Source organism: Lacibacterium aquatile (genome assembly GCF_042683105.1).
GTDB classification, from domain to species: Bacteria; Pseudomonadota; Alphaproteobacteria; order Elsterales; family Elsteraceae; genus Lacibacterium; species Lacibacterium aquatile.
In genome coordinates this window covers 31,019-48,016 of record NZ_JBHUIP010000006.1, presented here as the reverse complement: position 1 = coordinate 48,016, position 16,998 = coordinate 31,019, and the positions used below count along the sequence as shown (strand labels likewise).

At 63.4% G+C, this 16,998-nt stretch carries 17 protein-coding genes; 12 read left to right on the top strand and 5 right to left on the bottom strand.

Going from position 1 to position 16,998, the window contains the following annotated elements; translation table 11 throughout:
* Positions 1-2 precede the first annotated feature (2 nt).
* Positions 3-1,124 (top strand): ABC transporter substrate-binding protein, encoded by a 1,122-nt coding sequence (locus tag ACFSM5_RS08235; RefSeq protein ID WP_379875843.1) that lies wholly within the window; start codon positions 3-5, stop codon positions 1,122-1,124.
* Here ACFSM5_RS08235 and ACFSM5_RS08230 read toward each other — a convergent pair.
* The 4 genes from ACFSM5_RS08230 to ACFSM5_RS08215 are packed head-to-tail and all read right to left on the bottom strand — an operon-like array spanning position 1,121 to position 4,800.
* Complete coding sequence (locus ACFSM5_RS08230; protein WP_379875842.1) at positions 1,121-2,062, bottom strand: dihydrodipicolinate synthase family protein; 942 nt, start codon at positions 2,060-2,062, stop codon at positions 1,121-1,123. The two genes, ACFSM5_RS08235 and ACFSM5_RS08230, sit on opposite strands and share 4 nt — an antisense overlap.
* Complete coding sequence (locus ACFSM5_RS08225) at positions 2,059-2,808, bottom strand: hypothetical protein (protein WP_379875841.1); 750 nt, start codon at positions 2,806-2,808, stop codon at positions 2,059-2,061. Before ACFSM5_RS08225 ends, ACFSM5_RS08230 begins: the two co-directional genes overlap by 4 nt.
* Positions 2,798-3,805 (bottom strand): Gfo/Idh/MocA family protein, encoded by a 1,008-nt coding sequence (locus ACFSM5_RS08220; RefSeq protein ID WP_379875840.1) that lies wholly within the window; start codon positions 3,803-3,805, stop codon positions 2,798-2,800. Before ACFSM5_RS08220 ends, ACFSM5_RS08225 begins: the two co-directional genes overlap by 11 nt.
* The gene (locus ACFSM5_RS08215) at positions 3,802-4,800 is read right to left on the bottom strand and encodes a Gfo/Idh/MocA family protein (RefSeq protein ID WP_379875839.1); all 999 of its coding nucleotides are present in this window, start codon (positions 4,798-4,800) and stop codon (positions 3,802-3,804) included. The genes ACFSM5_RS08220 and ACFSM5_RS08215 overlap by 4 nt, the downstream gene beginning before the upstream one ends.
* Before the next feature lie 128 nt (positions 4,801-4,928).
* Here ACFSM5_RS08215 and ACFSM5_RS08210 point away from each other — a divergent pair, with 128 nt between their 5' ends.
* From ACFSM5_RS08210 to ACFSM5_RS08170, 9 genes are all read left to right on the top strand, one after another.
* Positions 4,929-5,642, top strand: a complete 714-nt coding sequence (locus ACFSM5_RS08210) for a FadR/GntR family transcriptional regulator (protein WP_379875838.1) — start codon at positions 4,929-4,931, stop codon at positions 5,640-5,642.
* 23 nt (positions 5,643-5,665) lie between these two features.
* Positions 5,666-7,240 (top strand): ABC transporter substrate-binding protein, encoded by a 1,575-nt coding sequence (locus tag ACFSM5_RS08205; protein WP_379875837.1) that lies wholly within the window; start codon positions 5,666-5,668, stop codon positions 7,238-7,240.
* A gap of 103 nt (positions 7,241-7,343) precedes the next feature.
* Positions 7,344-8,303, top strand: coding sequence for an ABC transporter permease (locus ACFSM5_RS08200; RefSeq protein WP_379875836.1), 960 nt, complete (start codon positions 7,344-7,346; stop codon positions 8,301-8,303).
* Complete coding sequence (locus ACFSM5_RS08195; RefSeq protein WP_379875835.1) at positions 8,303-9,184, top strand: ABC transporter permease; 882 nt, start codon at positions 8,303-8,305, stop codon at positions 9,182-9,184. The genes ACFSM5_RS08200 and ACFSM5_RS08195 overlap by 1 nt, the downstream gene beginning before the upstream one ends.
* A gap of 12 nt (positions 9,185-9,196) precedes the next feature.
* A complete protein-coding gene (locus tag ACFSM5_RS08190) occupies positions 9,197-10,114 on the top strand; it encodes a dihydrodipicolinate synthase family protein (RefSeq protein ID WP_379875834.1) in 918 nt (305 codons plus the stop codon).
* Positions 10,115-10,118: 4 nt separating this feature from the next.
* Complete coding sequence (locus ACFSM5_RS08185; protein ID WP_379875833.1) at positions 10,119-11,126, top strand: ABC transporter ATP-binding protein; 1,008 nt, start codon at positions 10,119-10,121, stop codon at positions 11,124-11,126.
* 4 nt (positions 11,127-11,130) lie between these two features.
* Positions 11,131-12,099, top strand: coding sequence for an ABC transporter ATP-binding protein (locus ACFSM5_RS08180; RefSeq protein WP_379875832.1), 969 nt, complete (start codon positions 11,131-11,133; stop codon positions 12,097-12,099).
* On the top strand, positions 12,096-13,031 hold the full coding sequence (locus tag ACFSM5_RS08175; RefSeq protein WP_379875831.1) for a D-2-hydroxyacid dehydrogenase: 936 nt from the start codon (positions 12,096-12,098) through the stop codon (positions 13,029-13,031). Before ACFSM5_RS08180 ends, ACFSM5_RS08175 begins: the two co-directional genes overlap by 4 nt.
* Before the next feature lie 3 nt (positions 13,032-13,034).
* Positions 13,035-14,225, top strand: a complete 1,191-nt coding sequence (locus ACFSM5_RS08170) for a mandelate racemase/muconate lactonizing enzyme family protein (protein ID WP_379875830.1) — start codon at positions 13,035-13,037, stop codon at positions 14,223-14,225.
* Here ACFSM5_RS08170 and ACFSM5_RS08165 read toward each other — a convergent pair.
* Entirely contained in the window at positions 14,203-14,967 is a 765-nt protein-coding gene (locus tag ACFSM5_RS08165) for an HpcH/HpaI aldolase family protein (protein ID WP_379875829.1), read from the bottom strand. The two genes, ACFSM5_RS08170 and ACFSM5_RS08165, sit on opposite strands and share 23 nt — an antisense overlap.
* A 234-nt stretch (positions 14,968-15,201) precedes the next feature.
* Between ACFSM5_RS08165 and kdpF the strand changes: the two genes are divergently transcribed.
* Positions 15,202-15,291 (top strand): K(+)-transporting ATPase subunit F, encoded by a 90-nt coding sequence (gene kdpF, locus ACFSM5_RS08160; protein WP_379875828.1) that lies wholly within the window; start codon positions 15,202-15,204, stop codon positions 15,289-15,291.
* A 1-nt stretch (position 15,292) separates the two neighbouring features.
* Positions 15,293-16,963 (top strand): potassium-transporting ATPase subunit KdpA, encoded by a 1,671-nt coding sequence (kdpA, locus tag ACFSM5_RS08155; protein ID WP_379875827.1) that lies wholly within the window; start codon positions 15,293-15,295, stop codon positions 16,961-16,963.
* Positions 16,964-16,998 lie beyond the last annotated feature (35 nt).

The following is a 16,998-nucleotide window of genomic DNA, read 5'->3' as shown; positions in this document are numbered from 1 at the left end:
GCATGCTGAAGAAGCTTCTTGTCCTCACGACGCTGGTGCTGTCCCCCGGGGCAGCGCCAGCAGACACCATCGAACTGACCGATCTTGCGGGCCGAAAGGTTCAGATCGAGCGGCCGGTTCAACGCATCATTCTGGGCGAGGGGCGCTATATCCCGCTGCTCGCCCTCCTGCGCCCGGACAATCCGGTCGAGGGTGTGGTCGGGATGATGTCAACGCTGGGCTATACTGACCCAGGTCTGGAAAAGCAGCTTTTCGAGAAATTCCCCGCTGCCCGTGCCATCCCCCTCTTTGGATCGGGTAGCGGCGACAGCGTATCGCCCGAGAAGATCATCGCCCTTGCCCCGCAGGTTGCGATCTTCGGCCTTGGCGACCATGGGCCGGGTGCCCGCAATGCCGAGCTGATGCAACTGCTGGAACGCGCCGGCATCAAGATCGTCTTCATCGATTTCCGCCAGGATCCGCTGCAGAACACCCTGCCCTCCATCGCCCTGCTCGGCGAGCTGTTGGGCGCGCAGGCGAAAGCGACCGATTACATCGATTTCTACTCCCAGCGCCTCGCCCTGATCCGCGAGCGCGCCGCCAAGGCCACCAACAGGCCGCGCACCTTCGTTCAAGCCCATCCGGGGCGTTTCGAGTGCTGCTGGGGTATGGCCGATGGCATGCTGGGGCCGATTGTCGGACTGGTGGGCGGCACGAATATCGCCGATGCCGCAGCCCTGGGGCCGACCGCCCAGCATTCGGCGGAGTTCCTGCTGACGGAAAATCCCGACGTCTGGATCGGCACAGCGTCCGGCACGCCGGGGGAATATCAGGCTGGAAAGACCCCGGTCGCCCTGGGCGACGGCATCACCCCCGCTATGGCCGCCGACAGTCTGGGCCGCTATCTCACCGCGCCGGAGATCAAGATCCTGGGCGCCGTGCAGAAGGGCCGCGCCCACAGCATCTGGCACAGCTTCTATAATTCGCCCTTCAATATCGTGGCGATCGAAGCCTTCGCAAAATGGATCCAGCCCGAGCTTTTCGCCGACCTGGATCCTCAGGCCACCCTGGAGCAGATCAACAGCCGCTATGCGCCGCTGAAGCTCCAAGGGACCTATTTTGCGACGCATCCAGCGGCGAACTAGCTCCACCACTCCGGGAAAGCTGCCCGCGCCGCTGAAGCCAGCGGCGCGATTTCGGCTTCCGGCACCGAGCTATAGGGCCAGAGCAGACGGGGGCTGATATTTCCCCAGCCGCCCGCCGCCGCAATCGCCTTGTCCAGTCCGGCATCGCTGACGTTATAGCGGGCCCGGAACGGCAGCACGCGGTCGGTGATGAAAGCTTGGATGCGAGCCTGCAGGGCAAGCGCGCCCTCTGGATCGCGCCGGATCTGCTCCCACCAGGACAGCGCGCCCTTGGGGCTCAGGCAAGCGACGTTGGAATAGCTGCCGTGGGCACCCTGGGCGTAACCACTGGCCAAGGTGTGGCCCGGCACAAAAACCGAAAAGCCGGGCAGCAGGCGTCGCATCTCCGCATACCAATCGGCATCCCCGGCAGGCAGCTTGGCGCCTATCAGCGTCGGCACTGCCGTCCGCAAGGCTGCAATCTGCTCAAGCGTCAGGCGTCGCTTGGAATGGGGCGGATTATAGAGGATGAGCGGCATCTGCGGGGCAGCTTCCGCCAGCCCTTCGACAAACCGCGTCACCTCATCCTCGCTGGGCGCCCACCAGTCGGGCGGCGTGAATTGTGCGCCTGCCGCCCCGATGCCCGAGATCCGGCGCAGCCTGTCGCGCGCGACACGGGGATTGGACTGGCTGATACCGATCTGGAACGGCACCTTCGCCTTGCCTGCGACCGAAGCAACCAACTCACTCAGGCGGTCGAACTCCGCCTCGGTCTGGCAATGGAATTCGCAAGCGGTCCCATTGGAATAGACCCCGGCGACGCCCGCATCGCAAAGCTTGGCAATAGTCGCTTCTGTTGCCCCCCAATCGATCTCACCCTTGCCATCGATGGCGAGCATGACCGCGCCCCAGACACCCCTGGGGGCGCCGGGAGGCAGGCTTGCAAGCGGATCGCTCATCGCAACACCACGGAGACAGAGGGCAGATCGCCCAGCTTTATCTCGATCCGCCCCCGACCTTGGGGAATGAGGAGAGGTGACAGCGAGCCGGTCGTGACCAGCATCCCCCGGCGCAAGCCGCCGAAACGATCGTCGGCAGCCAGGGCATAGGCCAGAATAGGCTTTACCGGATCGCCGAAGGGGTGTTTGGCCACCTCGCTCTGAACAACCGATCCGTCACACAGCATCGTGACCGGCAGCCCATCGACAATAGGCATATGGCGTAAGGCATCGGCGCGCCGCACATAGCCGCCGCTGACCATATTATCGGCCAGCGGACCGAAGGGGCCTGCCGCCGTGCGGTCATCAATGCGCGAGCCGATCAGTTCGATACCCAGGGTGAAATATTCGATAGCGCCCAGCACCGCCTCGGGACCAGCCTTGGCGAGGTCGGGGGTGATATCGGCCTGCAGGCGGGCGGCCACTTCAATCTCCAGCCCGACAAAATCCCGCTCCCCCAGAACGATCTCGGCGCCGCTGTCGCGGACTAGGGCGGAGAAGATCGGGGCGGCGAGCCCGACGCCATCTTTTCCGAGCGCGACTTTGGCAACGGGGACGGTTTCATTCAGCAGAGTCTGCACGCCCCCCTGGATCGCCATGGCATCGGCCCGCTCGAGGCCTGTCAGGCGGGCTGCGGAGATTCGTTTGGTCGGATCGCGATAGGCGGCGGCGATATCGCGTGCAATGGCATCCCGGTTATCGGACATGGGCAATCGTCTCTTCTTTATGGGAGAGGTTGGAGGCATAGGCGGCTTCGATGATGGCGATGATATTCCGGCCATAGGCGCCGGTGACCTGGACCCGGGCGGTGCCGCGCAAGGCATCGCGGAACCCTTCCCATTCACGCCGAACCGCGTGATGCATCCAGTTCGCTTCGACCGTATCGGGAAGTTCGGTCCATTTCGTATCGCGACCCAGCATCGTGCCGCGATCCATATCGATACGAAGGGTGCCACCCTCGCAGACCAGATCCATGGCAAAGCTGCCTGCGCCGGTGCGGTAGCCGACGCTCTGGACCTGTCCCATGCCGCCGCGCTTAAAGCGCAATCCCAGCAAGGCCGTATCGTCGGCTTCCTGATCGTGAGACTTCGCCCCCAGCATGCCGCTGACCGAGGCCACCTCGTCATTCATCAACCAGACCAGCCGGTCGAGCGCATGGATACCGGCGGTCATCAGCATGCCACCACCGGTGCCATATTTCAGATGCCAGGGGCGGCGGTTATGCTCCATCCAGAGTTTGATCATCCAGCTCGACCCCATGAGCGGGCGGCCGATGGTGCCTTCCTCGATCACCTTGCGCGCGGCCATGACGGGTTTGGCGAAATGGATCATATGGCCGACCTGCAGCGTCACCCCGTTCCTGGCCACCGCTGCATTGATCGCATCGCAGGCCGCCGCCGTAGGCGCCATCGGTTTTTCCAGCAGGATATGTTTCCCGGCTTCCGCCGCGCCGATGGCCATCTCCTCGTGCAGGGCATGGGGAGCGGCGATCACCACGGCATCGACGCTCTTGTCCGCCAGCAAATCCCGCCAGTCAGCATAGCCCTTGCCGCCATACTCAGCCGTGAAGGCATCCAGCGCCGATACGTCGCCCCGGCAAGCAGCGACAAGACGTACGCCGTCCACTTCCCGCATGGCCTTTGCGTGGGTCGCGCCGAAGTCGCCCGCCCCTAGAATACCGATACCGATCCCAGATCCACTCATCGTCCTGCCTTCCCGTAAGCATCATCAATCAGCGACATGGCCGCGACATAGTCATTCAGCGAGATTGTCGGCGCCTCACCGCGCGCCAGCTTGTCCAAGGTATCGCGCATGCAGAGGCGATAGCGCGTCGCCGTCGGTTCGGGCGCCAATGCGACCGATACCCCGTCGTCCAGAGTGGCGCAGAGGGCGCTGTCTCCCCGGTCGATCAAGGTTGCATTGGACGTCACAACACGCCACTCGAAATCACCGCCGGGTTTCAGCGAGGCATAGGTATAGCCAGCCTCCACGGTGAATAGCGCTCCGGCTTCATCCTCCAGCACCAGCAGCGCATGATCCTCGACGGGGCTGGTGTGGATGCGATTTCCGATGCTGGACGAGATCAAACGCAGCTTCCCCTGTGCCATCGACAGGGCCGCATCCACCCCATGGATCCCGAGGTTGCGCAGCGCACCGCCGCCGCCGACATCCGGATCGACAACCCAGGCGACGCCATCGGCTGCATATCGCTCGGGCGGGCCATTCACTAGGCGGAAATGCGCATGGGCTAAGGGACCGGCACGGTCGGCAGACTTCAGATCGCTCAAGGCCGTGAAAACCGGGCCGAAACGATTGGGCAGCGGAACGCTGATGAACAGATTTTGTCGCCGCGCGAGATCTGCGAGTTCGGCTAGACGCGCCGTCTGACTGGTGGCGGGTTTTTCCAGCATCAGCGGCATATCCGCCTCGATCAGTTGCCGCGCCCGTGCCGGAACCGCCGACGGATGTCCCATCAGCACGACCAGATCCGCGCCGCCCTTCAGCACGCCGTCAAAGGTGGAAATTGCCTTCAGTCCATGGGCCGATGCGAAAGCCTGCGCCTTGTCCGGGGATTCATCCCAGACCCCGATAATCTCCGCATCACAGCTCCGTGCGGCATCGAGATGCATCCCGGCATGCCAATGACTGGAACCCGCCAGAATGATCTTCACCGGAACGCCCCCATCCCCTGACCTCATTTTTTAACTTGTAGGATATCCCAAAAGTCGGCATAGGATATCCTACAAGTTCATATTCGACAAGTCGCCAACCGCCCCCTGCTGTGGTATCTGCCTGCGCAACACCCAGCCTGGAGCCAGAGAACGAGATGCCGGTACTGAAGTCGATCGCCCCCTTGAGCCGCGCCCCCCTGCTGCACGTGACCGTGCAGGAGAGCCTGCGGAATTATATCGAGGATAATAAGCTGAAAGCCGGTGATGCCCTCCCGCCGGAGAGCTTCCTGGCCCAGCGCCTGGGGGTCGGCCGGAACTCGGTGCGTGAGGCGATCAAGGCGCTTGAGTCCCTGGGAATTTTGGAAACCCGCCGGGGCATCGGCGTCTTCGTGAAGGAATTCTCCTTCAAACCGCTGCTCGATAACCTCGCCTACGGGCTGCAGGACTCCCTGCGCGATGTCGAGGAACTGCGCGAGATCCGCCGGGTGCTGGAAACCGGCCTCATCTCCAAGACCATCGAGATGATCAGCGCCGAAGACCTGGAGGAGCTGCGTCAGGTCACCGACAACATGCGCCAGCGGGCCGAGCGCAACGAGAGCTTTGCAGCCGAAGATCAGCAGTTCCACCAGCTGCTGTTCCGCTGCCAGAACAATCACATGCTGAGCGCCCTGATCGACATCTTCTGGGTCGCTTTCACCAAAGCCTCAGATTTCACCAATCTCGACAATGAAAGCCCGCTCGACACATGGCGGGACCACCACGAGATCGTCGAAGCCATCGCCGCAAAAGACGTGGAACGCGCCCGGCACCGGCTTGACGAGCACTACAGGGGTATCCAGCGAGTCATCGCAAAAAATCGAACGCCCTAATTTCCTTAAGGGAGGAAACAAAGATGCGCAAAAAATCAATCGCCATCGCCGCCGCGCTGATGCTCGGCACTGCACTGCCGACCATGGCCCAGGCCCAGGCCGCAAAGACGATCACCGGCGGTTTCGACGTCGGTCCGGGCGGCCTGCCCAAGAATTTCAATCCGATGGTCGCGACGGCCGGTTTCACCTGGCTCAATACCTATTTCGAGCCGCTGATCCTATGGAACGCCGGGCTGACCGAACTTGAAGGCGGCCTTGCCAAAAGCTTCAAGGTCAGCCCCGACCAGACGACCTTCACCTTCGAGCTGGTCAAGGAAACCTGGCACGACGGCAAGCCTTTCACCTCCAAGGACGTGAAGTTCACCCTCGATCTGGCCCGCAACAAGGCCTCGGGTAGCCTCTTCGTTGCCCGCCTTTCGGAAATCGCCTCGGTCGAAACTCCGACCGACAGCAGCGTCGTGATCAAGCTGTCGAAGTCCAACGGCTCGTTCCTGGCGATCCTCTCGCAGTTGATGATCCTGCCCGAACACGCCTTGAGCGCCATTCCGGCCGAGCAGATCGCGACCAACACCTGGTGGTCCACCGCCCCCATCGGCACCGGCCCTTATAAGTTCAAGCGCTATGTCACCGACCAATATGTCGAGATGGCAGCGGACGAAGACTATCGCGGCGGCAAGCCCAAGGTCGCCACGCTGATCAACCGCTACTTCGAAAATCCGGCCGCCGCCGTCGCGGCCCTGCGCTCGGGCGAAATCCAGTTCACCTATGTCGAGCCGGACGATGCCGCCGCCTTCAAGGGCAACAACAACTTCAAGGTGATCGAGGGCGGTTCCTTCGTCGTCAATTACCTGGGCTTCAATCAGAAGCTGCCGCTGTTCAAGGACGTGAAGGTCCGTCAGGCGATCATGTATGCGATCGACCGCAACGCCATCATCGACAGCCTCTATGGCGGTGCCGCCAAGCCCGCGAACTGCGGCTATACGGCTGCCAATCTGGTCCCCGATGGGCTGGAGCCTTATGCCTATAACCCGGACAAGGCCAAGAAGCTGCTGGCCGAAGCGGGCTGGGACAAGATCAACGGCAACAAGCCGATCACCCTGCTGACCTATTACGGCTCGCCCCAGGCTGCCAACGTCATGGCCGCCGTCCAGTCGATGCTGGCCCAGGTCGGCGTGAATGTGGTGCCGCGCGTGGTCGATACCCCGACCTATAACGGCACGGTCTATAAGGAAGGCACCCCGGACTGGAATGCCTTCCCGATGATCTTCGCCGGTCTGCAGAACGGCCCGAACCCGGCCAGCATCAATCCCGGCCTCAATAAGAGCCAGCTGCCGCCCGCAGGCTTCAACACCATGCGGATCGAGTTCGATGAACTCAGCGCCGCCTTCGACACCGCCCTGGCCGAAACCGACCAGTCCAAGGTCGAAGGCGCCTGGAAGAATGTCTGCAAGGTCATGAACAAGGACCTGCCCTGGGGCACCCTGTGGGTTGCGAACCGCTACGGCGTCGCCTCCAACAAGCTCAAAGACTTCACCTGGGTCCCGGCCCCCGCTGGCGGTCCTTTCGCTCAGCACCCCGAGCGCTGGGACATCCAATAGCAGTCTGACGTAGCGGCGGATCTCCTCCCGATCCCCCGCAACTGGCAGGCCGGTTCTTCCCCAAGGATCGGTCTGCCACCTTCCTCTGGTTACGGGATAAGTGATGCTTGGCTTCCTTGCCCGCCGCACGGCGACAGGACTGCTGATGCTGGTCGCCTTGAGCGTCCTGATCTTCGGTCTGCTGCGCCTGACCCCCGGCGATCCGATCGACGCCTATATCAACCCCTCGGTCCCGATGTCGACATCGGATCTGGCGGTGCTGCGCGACCGGTTGGGCCTCGATCAGCCGTTGCCTGTGCAGTATTTCGCCTGGGCGCGCGCCGCCATCTCGGGTGATTTCGGCTATTCGATCCAGCGCAGCGGCATCCCCGTTCTGCCGCTGGTCATGGATCGCGTCGGGCCGACGGCCCTGTTGATGGGCGCCGGGCTTGTCATCGCCATCGTCGTCGGCGTTGCCGCCGGTATCGTCAGCGCCGTGCGCCGCAATGCCTGGCCCGATATCTCTATGTCCGTGCTGTCTTTCGTCGGCATCTCAAGCCCGCCGTTCCTAAGCGCGCTGCTGGGCCTTTATTTCTTCTCTGTCCTGCTGGGTTGGGCACCCTCGGGCGGCATGCAGACGCCGGGTGCGCCCTACTCCCTGCTGGATGTGCTGGGGCATCTGATCCTGCCCGCCGTGCTGCTGTCCATCGGCCATGCCGCGCTGATCATGCGCTATATGCGCGCCTCGCTCCTGGAAGTGCTTAACCAGGACTATGTGCGCACTGCCCGCGCCAAGGGCGTCAAGGAATTCTGGGTCATCGTCAAACATGCGACCCGCAATGCACTGCTGCCGGTCATCACCCTGATCGGATCGACCATCGGTATCGCGGTCGGCGGCGCCATCTTCCTGGAAAGCGTCTTCAACTGGCCCGGCATGGGGCTGCTGCTCGTCAATGCCGTCAGCACCCGCGACTATCCGGTGATCATGGGCGCGACGCTGGTGATCGGTGCCTGCGTGATCTTCGTCAATCTTCTGACCGACGTGGCCTATGCCTTCGTCGATCCCCGCATTCAGGTGTCGTGATGACGGCCGCACCCATCGCCCCGCCCCGCACCAAAGGTCCGCTGCGCCGCGCGCTCGACCGCTTCTTCAGCAACCGCGCCGCCTGGGCAGGGCTGCTGATCCTGGTGCCGATCCTGATCGCCGTCGCCACCTACACCTGGTGGTGGTCCTATGGCCCAAACGCCATCGATTTGCGCTCGATCAACAAAGGCCCATCCGCCACCCATTGGCTGGGCAGCGATGGTGTCGGCCGCGATGTCTTCGCACGCCTTCTCCAAGGAGGCCGGACTTCCCTGTTGGTCGCCGTCTCCTCCGTCGCCGTTTCCACCGTCATCGGCTTCATGGTCGGGGCTTTCGCAGCCTTCGGCGGACGGCTGGTCGACGGCACCTCCATGCGCCTTGTCGATCTGGCTATGACACTGCCGCCGGTGATCTTCCTGCTGGTGCTGGCCTCCATCGCCGGGACCGGCATCGGGCCGACGATCCTGGTCATCGCCCTGCTGTCCTGGCCGGTGCTGGCCCGCATGGTCCGTGCCCGGCTGCTGGAGTTGCGCGAGCGGGATTTCGTGGCCGCGGCCCGGGGGATGGGCGCCAGCATGCCCCATCTGCTGTTCCGCCACGGGCTGCCCAACTGCATCGATATCCTGGTGGTCTATGCCACCTTGCAGATCGCCAATGCGATCCTGCTGGAGGCCGGGCTTTCGTTCCTCGGCCTCGGCATCGCGCCGCCGGAAGCGAGCTGGGGGAACATGCTGAACCTCGCCCGCTCCACCGTCGTGCTCGAACAATACCCCTGGCAATGGATGTTCCCCGGCGCCGCCCTCGTCATCACCGTTCTCGCCATCAATTTCATCGGCGACGGCTTGCGTGACGCTTTCGACCCCCGTTCAGACCTCAACTGAAGGTATCGCAGAATGCCCCTTTTCACAGGCGTCGTGCCCCCCGTCGTCACCCCGCTGAACAAAGACTTCAGCGTCGATTACCCCTCCTTCACCCGCACGCTCGAAAACCTGATCGACGGCGGCGTCCATGGGCTGTTCGTGCTGGGATCAACCAGCGAGGTCATCTTCCACGAAGACGCCGCCCGCCGCGCGATCATCGACCATGCGGTAAAGGTCAATAACGGTCGCCTGCCGATCTTCGTCGGCACCATCGACCCGACGACCGAACGGGTGATCAACCACACCAAGACCGCCAAGGCCGCCGGTGCCGATGCCGTCGTCGTGACCGCGCCCTTCTATACCCGCACCAGCCAGCCCGAGATCGTGGATCACTTCCGCTACATCAAGGATGCGGTCGATATTCCCATCATCGCCTATGACATCCCGGTCTGCGTCCATGTGAAGCTGGAGCGCAAGACCACCGTCACCCTGGCCAAGGAAGGCGCCATCGCGGGCGTCAAGGACTCAAGCGGCGACGATGGCAACCTGCGCTATGTGCTGCAGGATATGGCGGGCGATCCCAATTTCTTCGGCATGACCGGGTCGGAGATCATGGTCGATACCGCCCTGGCCATGGGCTCGCATGGGGTGGTCCCCGGCCTCGCCAACGTCGATCCGCACGGCTATGTGAAGCTGTGGAACTGCGTTCAGAAGGGCGATTTCGCTGGGGCGAAAGCTGAACAGGAACGCCTGTTGCGCCTGTTCGAGATGGTGTGGATTTCCCTGGGCCGCACGAGTGCCGGGTCTGCCGGTGTCGGTGCCTTCAAGACCGCGATGCGCAGCCTTGGCATCATCAAGACCAACACCATGGCCCTACCCCAGCGCAGCCTGAACGACGAGGAAGCAGCCAAGATCGACGCCATCCTGCGCAGCGTCGGGCTGCTTGGCTGATCCGGTGGAGACGCCCATCCTCTCCATAGCGGGCCTGCAGGCAGGCTTTCGCATTGCAGGCCGCAATATCGCGGCCGTGCAGGAGATCGATCTTGCCGTCGGTTCGGGCGAGACGGTGGCGCTTGTCGGTGAAAGCGGATCTGGCAAATCCGTCACCAGCCTGTCGATCATCGGGCTGTTGCCCAAGAAGATCGGCCATATCGCCGAAGGCTCGATCAAGCTGCGGCGGCGGGATGGGGTCGTCACCGACCTCGTGGGCCTGAATGCGGAGGAGATGCGCCGCATCCGGGGCAACGACATCGGCATGGTCTTTCAGGAGCCGATGACCAGCCTCAACCCGGTCTATACCATCGGGGAGCAGATCGCAGAGCCGATCCGCATCCATCGCGGCAAATCCCGGAAAGAGGCGGCAGAGGATGCGGTGAAGCTGCTGACCCAGGTCGGCATCCCCGATCCGGGTCGCCGGGCCAAACAGTTCCCGCACGAGCTGTCGGGCGGGATGCGTCAGCGCGCTACCATCGCCATGGCACTGTCCTGCGATCCGCAGCTGCTGATCGCCGACGAGCCGACAACCGCCCTGGATGTCACCATCCAGGCGCAGATCCTGGAACTGCTGGCCGATCTGCAGGCCAAGCGCGGGATGGGGATTATCTTCATCACCCATAATCTGGGTGTCGTGGCCGAGATCGCGGATCGGGTCGTCGTCATGTATGCGGGGCGGATCGTCGAAAGCGGCCCGGTGGCAGAGGTCTTCGCCCATCCGCGCCATCCCTATACCGCCGGTCTGATGCGCTCGGTCCCGCGCCTTGGCGAGGCGACGGCGCTGAAAGCGTCGGGGCAGCCGCTACCGACCATTGCCGGGAATGTGCCGTCTCTGGTGCGGCTACCGCAAGGTTGCGCCTTTGCCCCACGCTGCCCGATGGCGATGGATGCCTGCCGGGCCGAGGTGCCACCGCTCTTTTCCGCCACGCCGACCCAATCGAGCCGCTGTCTTCGCTGGCAGGAGATGTGATCCCGTGACGCAGCCTTTCCTGTCCGTCCGCAATATGTCCAAACACTTCGGCGGCAGCGCGTTTTCGCCCGGCCCGACGGTGAAGGCATTGCAGGACATCAGTTTCGATATCCCGCGCGGTCAGGTCGTCGGGCTTGTCGGCGAGAGCGGGTCCGGCAAGACCACTATCGGCCGCTCGGTCTTGCGGCTTGTTGAACCAACCTCGGGCGAGGTTCTGATCGACGGCACCGACATCACCAAACTTGGCGCCTCGGACCTGCGGCGTCAGCGGCGGCGGATGCAGTATATCTTCCAGGATCCGTTCGCCAGCCTGTCCCCCCGCATGACCATCGGCCAGATCCTGACCGAGGGACTCGATATCCAGGGCATCGGCACCAAGGCCGAACGGCGGGCACGGGCCGAAAAAGCCCTGACCCAGGTGGAACTGCCCGCCGATGCCTTCGAGCGTTATCCCCATGAGTTTTCCGGCGGGCAGCGCCAACGCATCGGCATCGCCCGCGCCCTGACGCTGGAGCCGGAGTTCATCGTGGCGGACGAGCCGGTATCGGCGCTCGACGTCTCGATCCAGGCCCAGGTGATCAATCTGCTGCGCGATCTGCAGATCCGCTTAGGGCTGACGATGCTGTTCATCTCCCATGATCTCGCGGTCGTGGAATATATCTGCGATACGGTGATCGTGCTGTATCTGGGCCGGATCATGGAGATTGCCCCTGCGGCCGAGCTCTACGCCAATCCGCAACATCCCTATACGCGGGCGCTTCTGTCCGCGATCCCCTCGCTCGATCCGCTGGTCAAGCAGCAGCGCCAGGTGCTGCAGGGGGATATCCCCAGCCCGGCCAACCCGCCCTCAGGCTGTGTGTTCCGGACCCGCTGCCCGGTCGCGCTGCCTGCCTGTGCCGAAGCTCCGCCGCCCTTGCGCGAAACCCTGCCGGGTCGCAAGACCGCCTGTATCCGGGACGATCTGCCAGCATGAAGACCTTTGTTTATGCCTATCTCGACGACCGGGCCCGCACCCTGATCCTCGACCGCCTACCCGATGCAATCATCGTCGATAAACATTCCATTGGCCCTGAAGACCGTGCCCGCTTTGCGGACTGCGAGGTCTGTTTCGGCAATGTTCCCGCCGACTGGATTCCCGGCAGCGCCCTGCGTTGGCTACAGCTGGAATCCATCGGATTCGAATATTACCGCGCCATCGCAGACAGGATGAGCCATATCGCCGTCTCCAACCTCAAGGGCATGTTCGCCGAACCGGCGGCGGAGACGGCACTGGCCGGTCTGCTGTCGCTTTATCGCGGGCTGGACATCCTGACGCTGGCCCAGAAGGAACAGCGCTGGATGTCGCTGGAAATGCGCGAGCGCATGGGGCTGATCGCCGGGCAGAAGGTCGTCATCTTCGGGCTCGGCTCCATCGGCGGGCGCATCCGGGATCTGCTGCAGGCGTTTGGGTGTGAAGTCACCAGCTTTGCCCGCACGGCACCCGAGGCGGATTTTCGCGACATTGAAGCGCTGGACGCCGTTCTTGGGCAATTCGATATCGTGGTGAGCGCCCTGCCGAATACCGCTGCCACGACGGGGATCTTTGATCGCGCACGCCTTGATCGCTTTAAGCAAGGCGCGATTTTCGTGAATGTCGGACGCGGCAGCGCGGTGGATGAGGCAGCCCTCCTCGACGGTCTCACCAGTGGTCATCTGGGCGGCGCCGTGCTGGATGTGCATCTCCAGGAACCGCTGCCGCCCGGCCATCCGCTCTGGAGCGCGCCGCGCACGATCCTGACCCAGCATACCGGCGGCGGTTATGCCGACGAGCTGATCGATAAGACCCTGTTCTTCTTAGGCAATTTCGAGAAATTCGAAACTGGTCAGCCCCTCCATAATCTCGTGGATCTCGCCCAAGGATATTAGGTTATGCCCAAGATCGTCTCGGTCCGCCCGGTGCTGCTCAGCGCCCCCTATGCCGATCTGAAAGGCAACATGGAGGTGCTGCTGCATCTGCCGAGCGGGTTGCGGACGACCGGACTGGTAGAGATCACCTTCGATAACGGCATCGTCGGGCTCGGCGAAGGATATCTGGCCGTCTTCGCACCCGAAGTCTTCAGAAGCATCGTCACCCTGCTCGCGCCAATCGTGGCCGGTCGCGACCTAAGCGACCTTGCCGCCATCGTGCGCGATATCGAGATCGCCACCGGCTATTGGAGCTTCCAGGGCGCGGCCAGGCATGTGGTCAGCGCCTTCGAGATCGCCTTGCAGGACGCCCGCGCGCAAGGCCTCGGCCTGCCGCTCTGGCGCGCGCTTGGCGGCGAGACTGCACGTCCGCTCCCGGCCTATGCCAGCGGCGGCGATTCGATCTCCCCCGCCTTCATGGAGCAGGAAATCGCCGATGTCGAACGCTTAGGTATCGGTACCCTCAAGATCCGCGCCCGCCGCCATCAGGCGGATAAAGCGGTCTGGTGCGCCCGGGCATCGAGCAAAGTCGCCATTGCCGTCGATATGACCCAGAACCTCGCCATCCCGTCGCAGAGTGCCGAGGACGTGCTGGCTTTCCTGGCCGCCCATGATGCGGCGGGGGTCAAACGGCCTGCATTCCTGGAAGAGGTCCAGGGACCGCTCGCGACATCCGCCCTGCCGGAGTTACGCAAGACGGCGGGCGTCCCCATCGCGGGCGGTGAGATCGTGACGACCCCGGAGGAGCTTTCCGCCCGCGTTCAGGCCGGGTGCTACGATATCGTCCAGCCCGATGCGACCGTCATCGGCGGGGTCGGGCCGGTGATGGAGGTCTTCGAGGCAGCAAAGGCCACCGGCACCGACGTCTATGTCCATTGCTGGGGAGCGGGCGTCGGGATGCTGGCCAATTATCACGCCGCCCTCGCCGGGGGTGGCCAGATGATCGAATGGCCGATGCCTGCCTATGGGTTGCGCGAGGCGCTGTTCGCAACCCAGCTGCGGCCTGAAAGCGGCATGGTTACCTTGCCGGAAACGCCGGGTCTGGGCGCGCGCCTGACACCGGAGATCGAGCGGGCCTTTGCTTTCCGGGAAGAAGCCGTCTATCGCTGCCTCGTCGATCCATCGAGTGTGCCTAGCGCTGACTGGCACTCTTAAAGGTCGAGAGAGCGGCCCGCGCTCCGGCCTCCAGGAACCGCGCGTCCGACGCGATGGTGACCAGCGAGAAACCCTCGCCCGCCATCCGGGCGGCATAAGCCGGATCGCCGCAGTGAAGTCCACACGGCAAGCCCTTTTTCGCGCAGGCCTCGCGGATACGGGCGATCAGGGCCAGCATATCCGGTTCGGTGCGGTCGAAATGCGGCTTGTAGCCATAGGCAAAGGCCAGATCGGCCGGGCCGATATAGACACCGCCCAAGCCCGGCGTCTCCAGGATCTCGTCTAGATTGGCTACCGCCGCCTTGGTCTCGATCATCGCGAACGGTACGACCTCGGCATTCGCCCTTGCGCCATAGTCATCCCCCCAGGCCAATCGCGCGCGGATCGGCCCGAAGCTGCGCCCCCCGTCCGGTGGATAGAGACAGGCAGCCACCAGTCGCCTCGCATCCGCCGCCGTTTCGATCATCGGCGCGATAATGCCGAGCGCGCCGACATCCAGCGCCCGCATGATCGAGGCCTCATCCAGCCACGGCACCCGCACCATCGGCACCGCGCCACTCTTTTCGATGATCGGCAGCAGATAGAGCAGGTCGGAGTAATCCGCCGTGCCATGCTGCATATCGATGGTGATGCTGTCCCATTTCGCCGCCGCCAAAGCTTCGGCTGATAACACGCTGGGGATTGCGATCCAGCCGTTAGTGCTGGTGCGTCCTTCGGACCAGATCTGCCGCAGAATGTTCAAAGCCAGGCTCCATCATGAGGGACCAGAGCAGCCTGCGTCGGGTGCCGCCTTTATGGAATCCTTATTTTGAGGCGTTAAGAACGCCGGCGAAGCCTTACGGGCTTTTATCCGACCCTGATCCCCTCGCAATTCTTGAGGATGGATCATGCTTGATCTTCTCTGCATCGGCCTCGGCATTCTGGGCTTCACAGCCTGCACCGGGCTGGTTCTTCTGGTCGAACGGGGGTAAGCGCCATGAGCGTGGATCTCGTTCTGGGGGGCGTCGTCGCCCTGTTCCTGCTGGCCTATCTGCTGGCAGCGCTCTGGCGTCCGGAGCGTTTCTGACATGGGTGCAGCCGACTATGGGCAGCTTGCCCTCTTCCTTGGCCTGCTGATCGCGGCCACCCCCTTCATCGGGGCTTTCCTCCATAAGACCTTCACCGCCCCCGTCGGGCAGGTCCCCGCCCGCCTTTATGGCTGGATGGGTATCGATCCGGCGCGGGAGCAGGGATGGGCCGCCTATGCCCTGTCCGTGCTGGCCTTCAATCTGACCGGGCTTTTCTTCACCTATGCGGTCCTGCGCCTGCAGCATCTGCTGCCGCTTAATCCGCAAGGTTTCGGCGCGGTTCCGGCCGATCTGGCCTTCAATACCGCCATCAGCTTCGTCACCAACACCAACTGGCAGGCCTATGGCGGCGAAGCGACCATGAGTCACTTCAGCCAGATGGTCGTGCTGACGGTTCAGAATTTCGTCTCGGCTGCCACCGGTCTTGCCGTCGCTGTCGCCGTCATCCGGGGCTTTGCGCGCAAGAACGCCCGGCAGATCGGCAATTTCTGGGTCGATCTCACGCGGTCGAGCTTTGCCGTGCTGCTGCCGGTTTGCCTTGTCGCAACGCTCTTCTTCGTCGCCCAGGGCGTCCCGCAGACCCTGCTGGCATCGGTGGAGACGGTGACGGGACAGAAGATCGCCCTGGGTCCAGTCGCCTCGCAACTGTCGATCAAGATGTTCGGCACCAACGGCGGCGGCTTCTTCAATGCCAATTCCGCCCATCCGTTCGAGAACCCGACGGCGCTGAGCAACCTTGTCCAGATGCTGCTGATCTTTGGCCTGGGCTTTGGCATCACCAACCTGTTTGGCCGCATGGTCGGCAATCAACGCCAGGGCTGGGCGATCCTCAGCGCGATGGTGATCCTGTTTGTCGGCGGCGTGCTGGTGACGGGTTATTCCGAGGGCGCGGGCAACCCGCTGCTCGCCGGGCTCGACCCCATGCTGGGCAATATGGAAGGCAAGGAAGTACGCTTCGGCGGCTTCACCTCCGCGCTCTTTGCTGTTGTCACCACCGCTGCGTCCTGCGGCGCCGTGATCGCCATGCATTCCAGCCTGACGCCGCTGGGCGGCGGGGTCGCGCTGCTGAATATCCTGCTGGGTGAAGTCATCATCGGCGGGGTCGGCGCGGGCTTCTATGGCATCATCGTCTTCATCGTGGTGACCTTGTTTGTCGCGGGCCTGATGGTCGGGCGCAGTCCCGATTACGTGGGCAAGAAGCTGGAAGCGCGCGAGACCAAGATGGCGGCTATCGCCCTGCTGGCCTCGCCCCTGCTGATCCTGATCGGCGCGGCCATCGCGCTTTCCGTTGAACCCGGACGGGCAGGTATGTTCAGCCAAGGTCCCCATGGCCTGTCGGAAGTGCTCTATGCCTTCGCCTCGGCCGCCGGGAACAATGGTTCGGCCTTCGCCGGGCTGTCGGCCAATAGCTGGTTCTATAACTTGATGCTGGGGGCTGCGATGTTCTTCGGCCGCTTTGTACCCATCATCGCCGTGCTAGCCCTGGCTGGCAGTCTGGCCGCCAAAACCAGTGCTCCGCCCTCCGCCGGAACCTTCCCGACCGACGGGCCGATGTTTGTCGCCCTGCTGGCGGGGACGATCCTGCTGGTGGGTGGCCTGACCTTCCTGCCCGTCCTGGCCCTGGGCCCCATCGCCGAACATCTGGCGATGCTGACCGGCCTGACTTTCTAAGGAAAAACCCATGTCTTCCAAGACGCTTTCCCGTC

Bases quoted from the DNA above. Each gene is read 5' to 3' on its own strand.
- ACFSM5_RS08195 (WP_379875835.1), top strand. From the start codon at position 8,303: ATGACGGCCGCACCCATCGCCCCGCCCCGCACCAAAGGTCCGCTGCGC.
- ACFSM5_RS08235 (WP_379875843.1), top strand. From the start codon at position 3: ATGCTGAAGAAGCTTCTTGTCCTCACGACGCTGGTGCTGTCCCCCGGG.
- ACFSM5_RS08215 (WP_379875839.1), bottom strand. From the start codon at position 4,800: ATGAGGTCAGGGGATGGGGGCGTTCCGGTGAAGATCATTCTGGCGGGT.
- ACFSM5_RS08190 (WP_379875834.1), top strand. From the start codon at position 9,197: ATGCCCCTTTTCACAGGCGTCGTGCCCCCCGTCGTCACCCCGCTGAAC.
- ACFSM5_RS08170 (WP_379875830.1), top strand. From the start codon at position 13,035: ATGCCCAAGATCGTCTCGGTCCGCCCGGTGCTGCTCAGCGCCCCCTAT.
- ACFSM5_RS08205 (WP_379875837.1), top strand. From the start codon at position 5,666: ATGCGCAAAAAATCAATCGCCATCGCCGCCGCGCTGATGCTCGGCACT.
- ACFSM5_RS08230 (WP_379875842.1), bottom strand. From the start codon at position 2,062: ATGAGCGATCCGCTTGCAAGCCTGCCTCCCGGCGCCCCCAGGGGTGTC.
- kdpA (WP_379875827.1), top strand. From the start codon at position 15,293: ATGGGTGCAGCCGACTATGGGCAGCTTGCCCTCTTCCTTGGCCTGCTG.
- ACFSM5_RS08225 (WP_379875841.1), bottom strand. From the start codon at position 2,808: ATGTCCGATAACCGGGATGCCATTGCACGCGATATCGCCGCCGCCTAT.
- ACFSM5_RS08200 (WP_379875836.1), top strand. From the start codon at position 7,344: ATGCTTGGCTTCCTTGCCCGCCGCACGGCGACAGGACTGCTGATGCTG.
- kdpF (WP_379875828.1), top strand. From the start codon at position 15,202: ATGAGCGTGGATCTCGTTCTGGGGGGCGTCGTCGCCCTGTTCCTGCTG.
- ACFSM5_RS08175 (WP_379875831.1), top strand. From the start codon at position 12,096: ATGAAGACCTTTGTTTATGCCTATCTCGACGACCGGGCCCGCACCCTG.
- ACFSM5_RS08220 (WP_379875840.1), bottom strand. From the start codon at position 3,805: ATGAGTGGATCTGGGATCGGTATCGGTATTCTAGGGGCGGGCGACTTC.
- ACFSM5_RS08210 (WP_379875838.1), top strand. From the start codon at position 4,929: ATGCCGGTACTGAAGTCGATCGCCCCCTTGAGCCGCGCCCCCCTGCTG.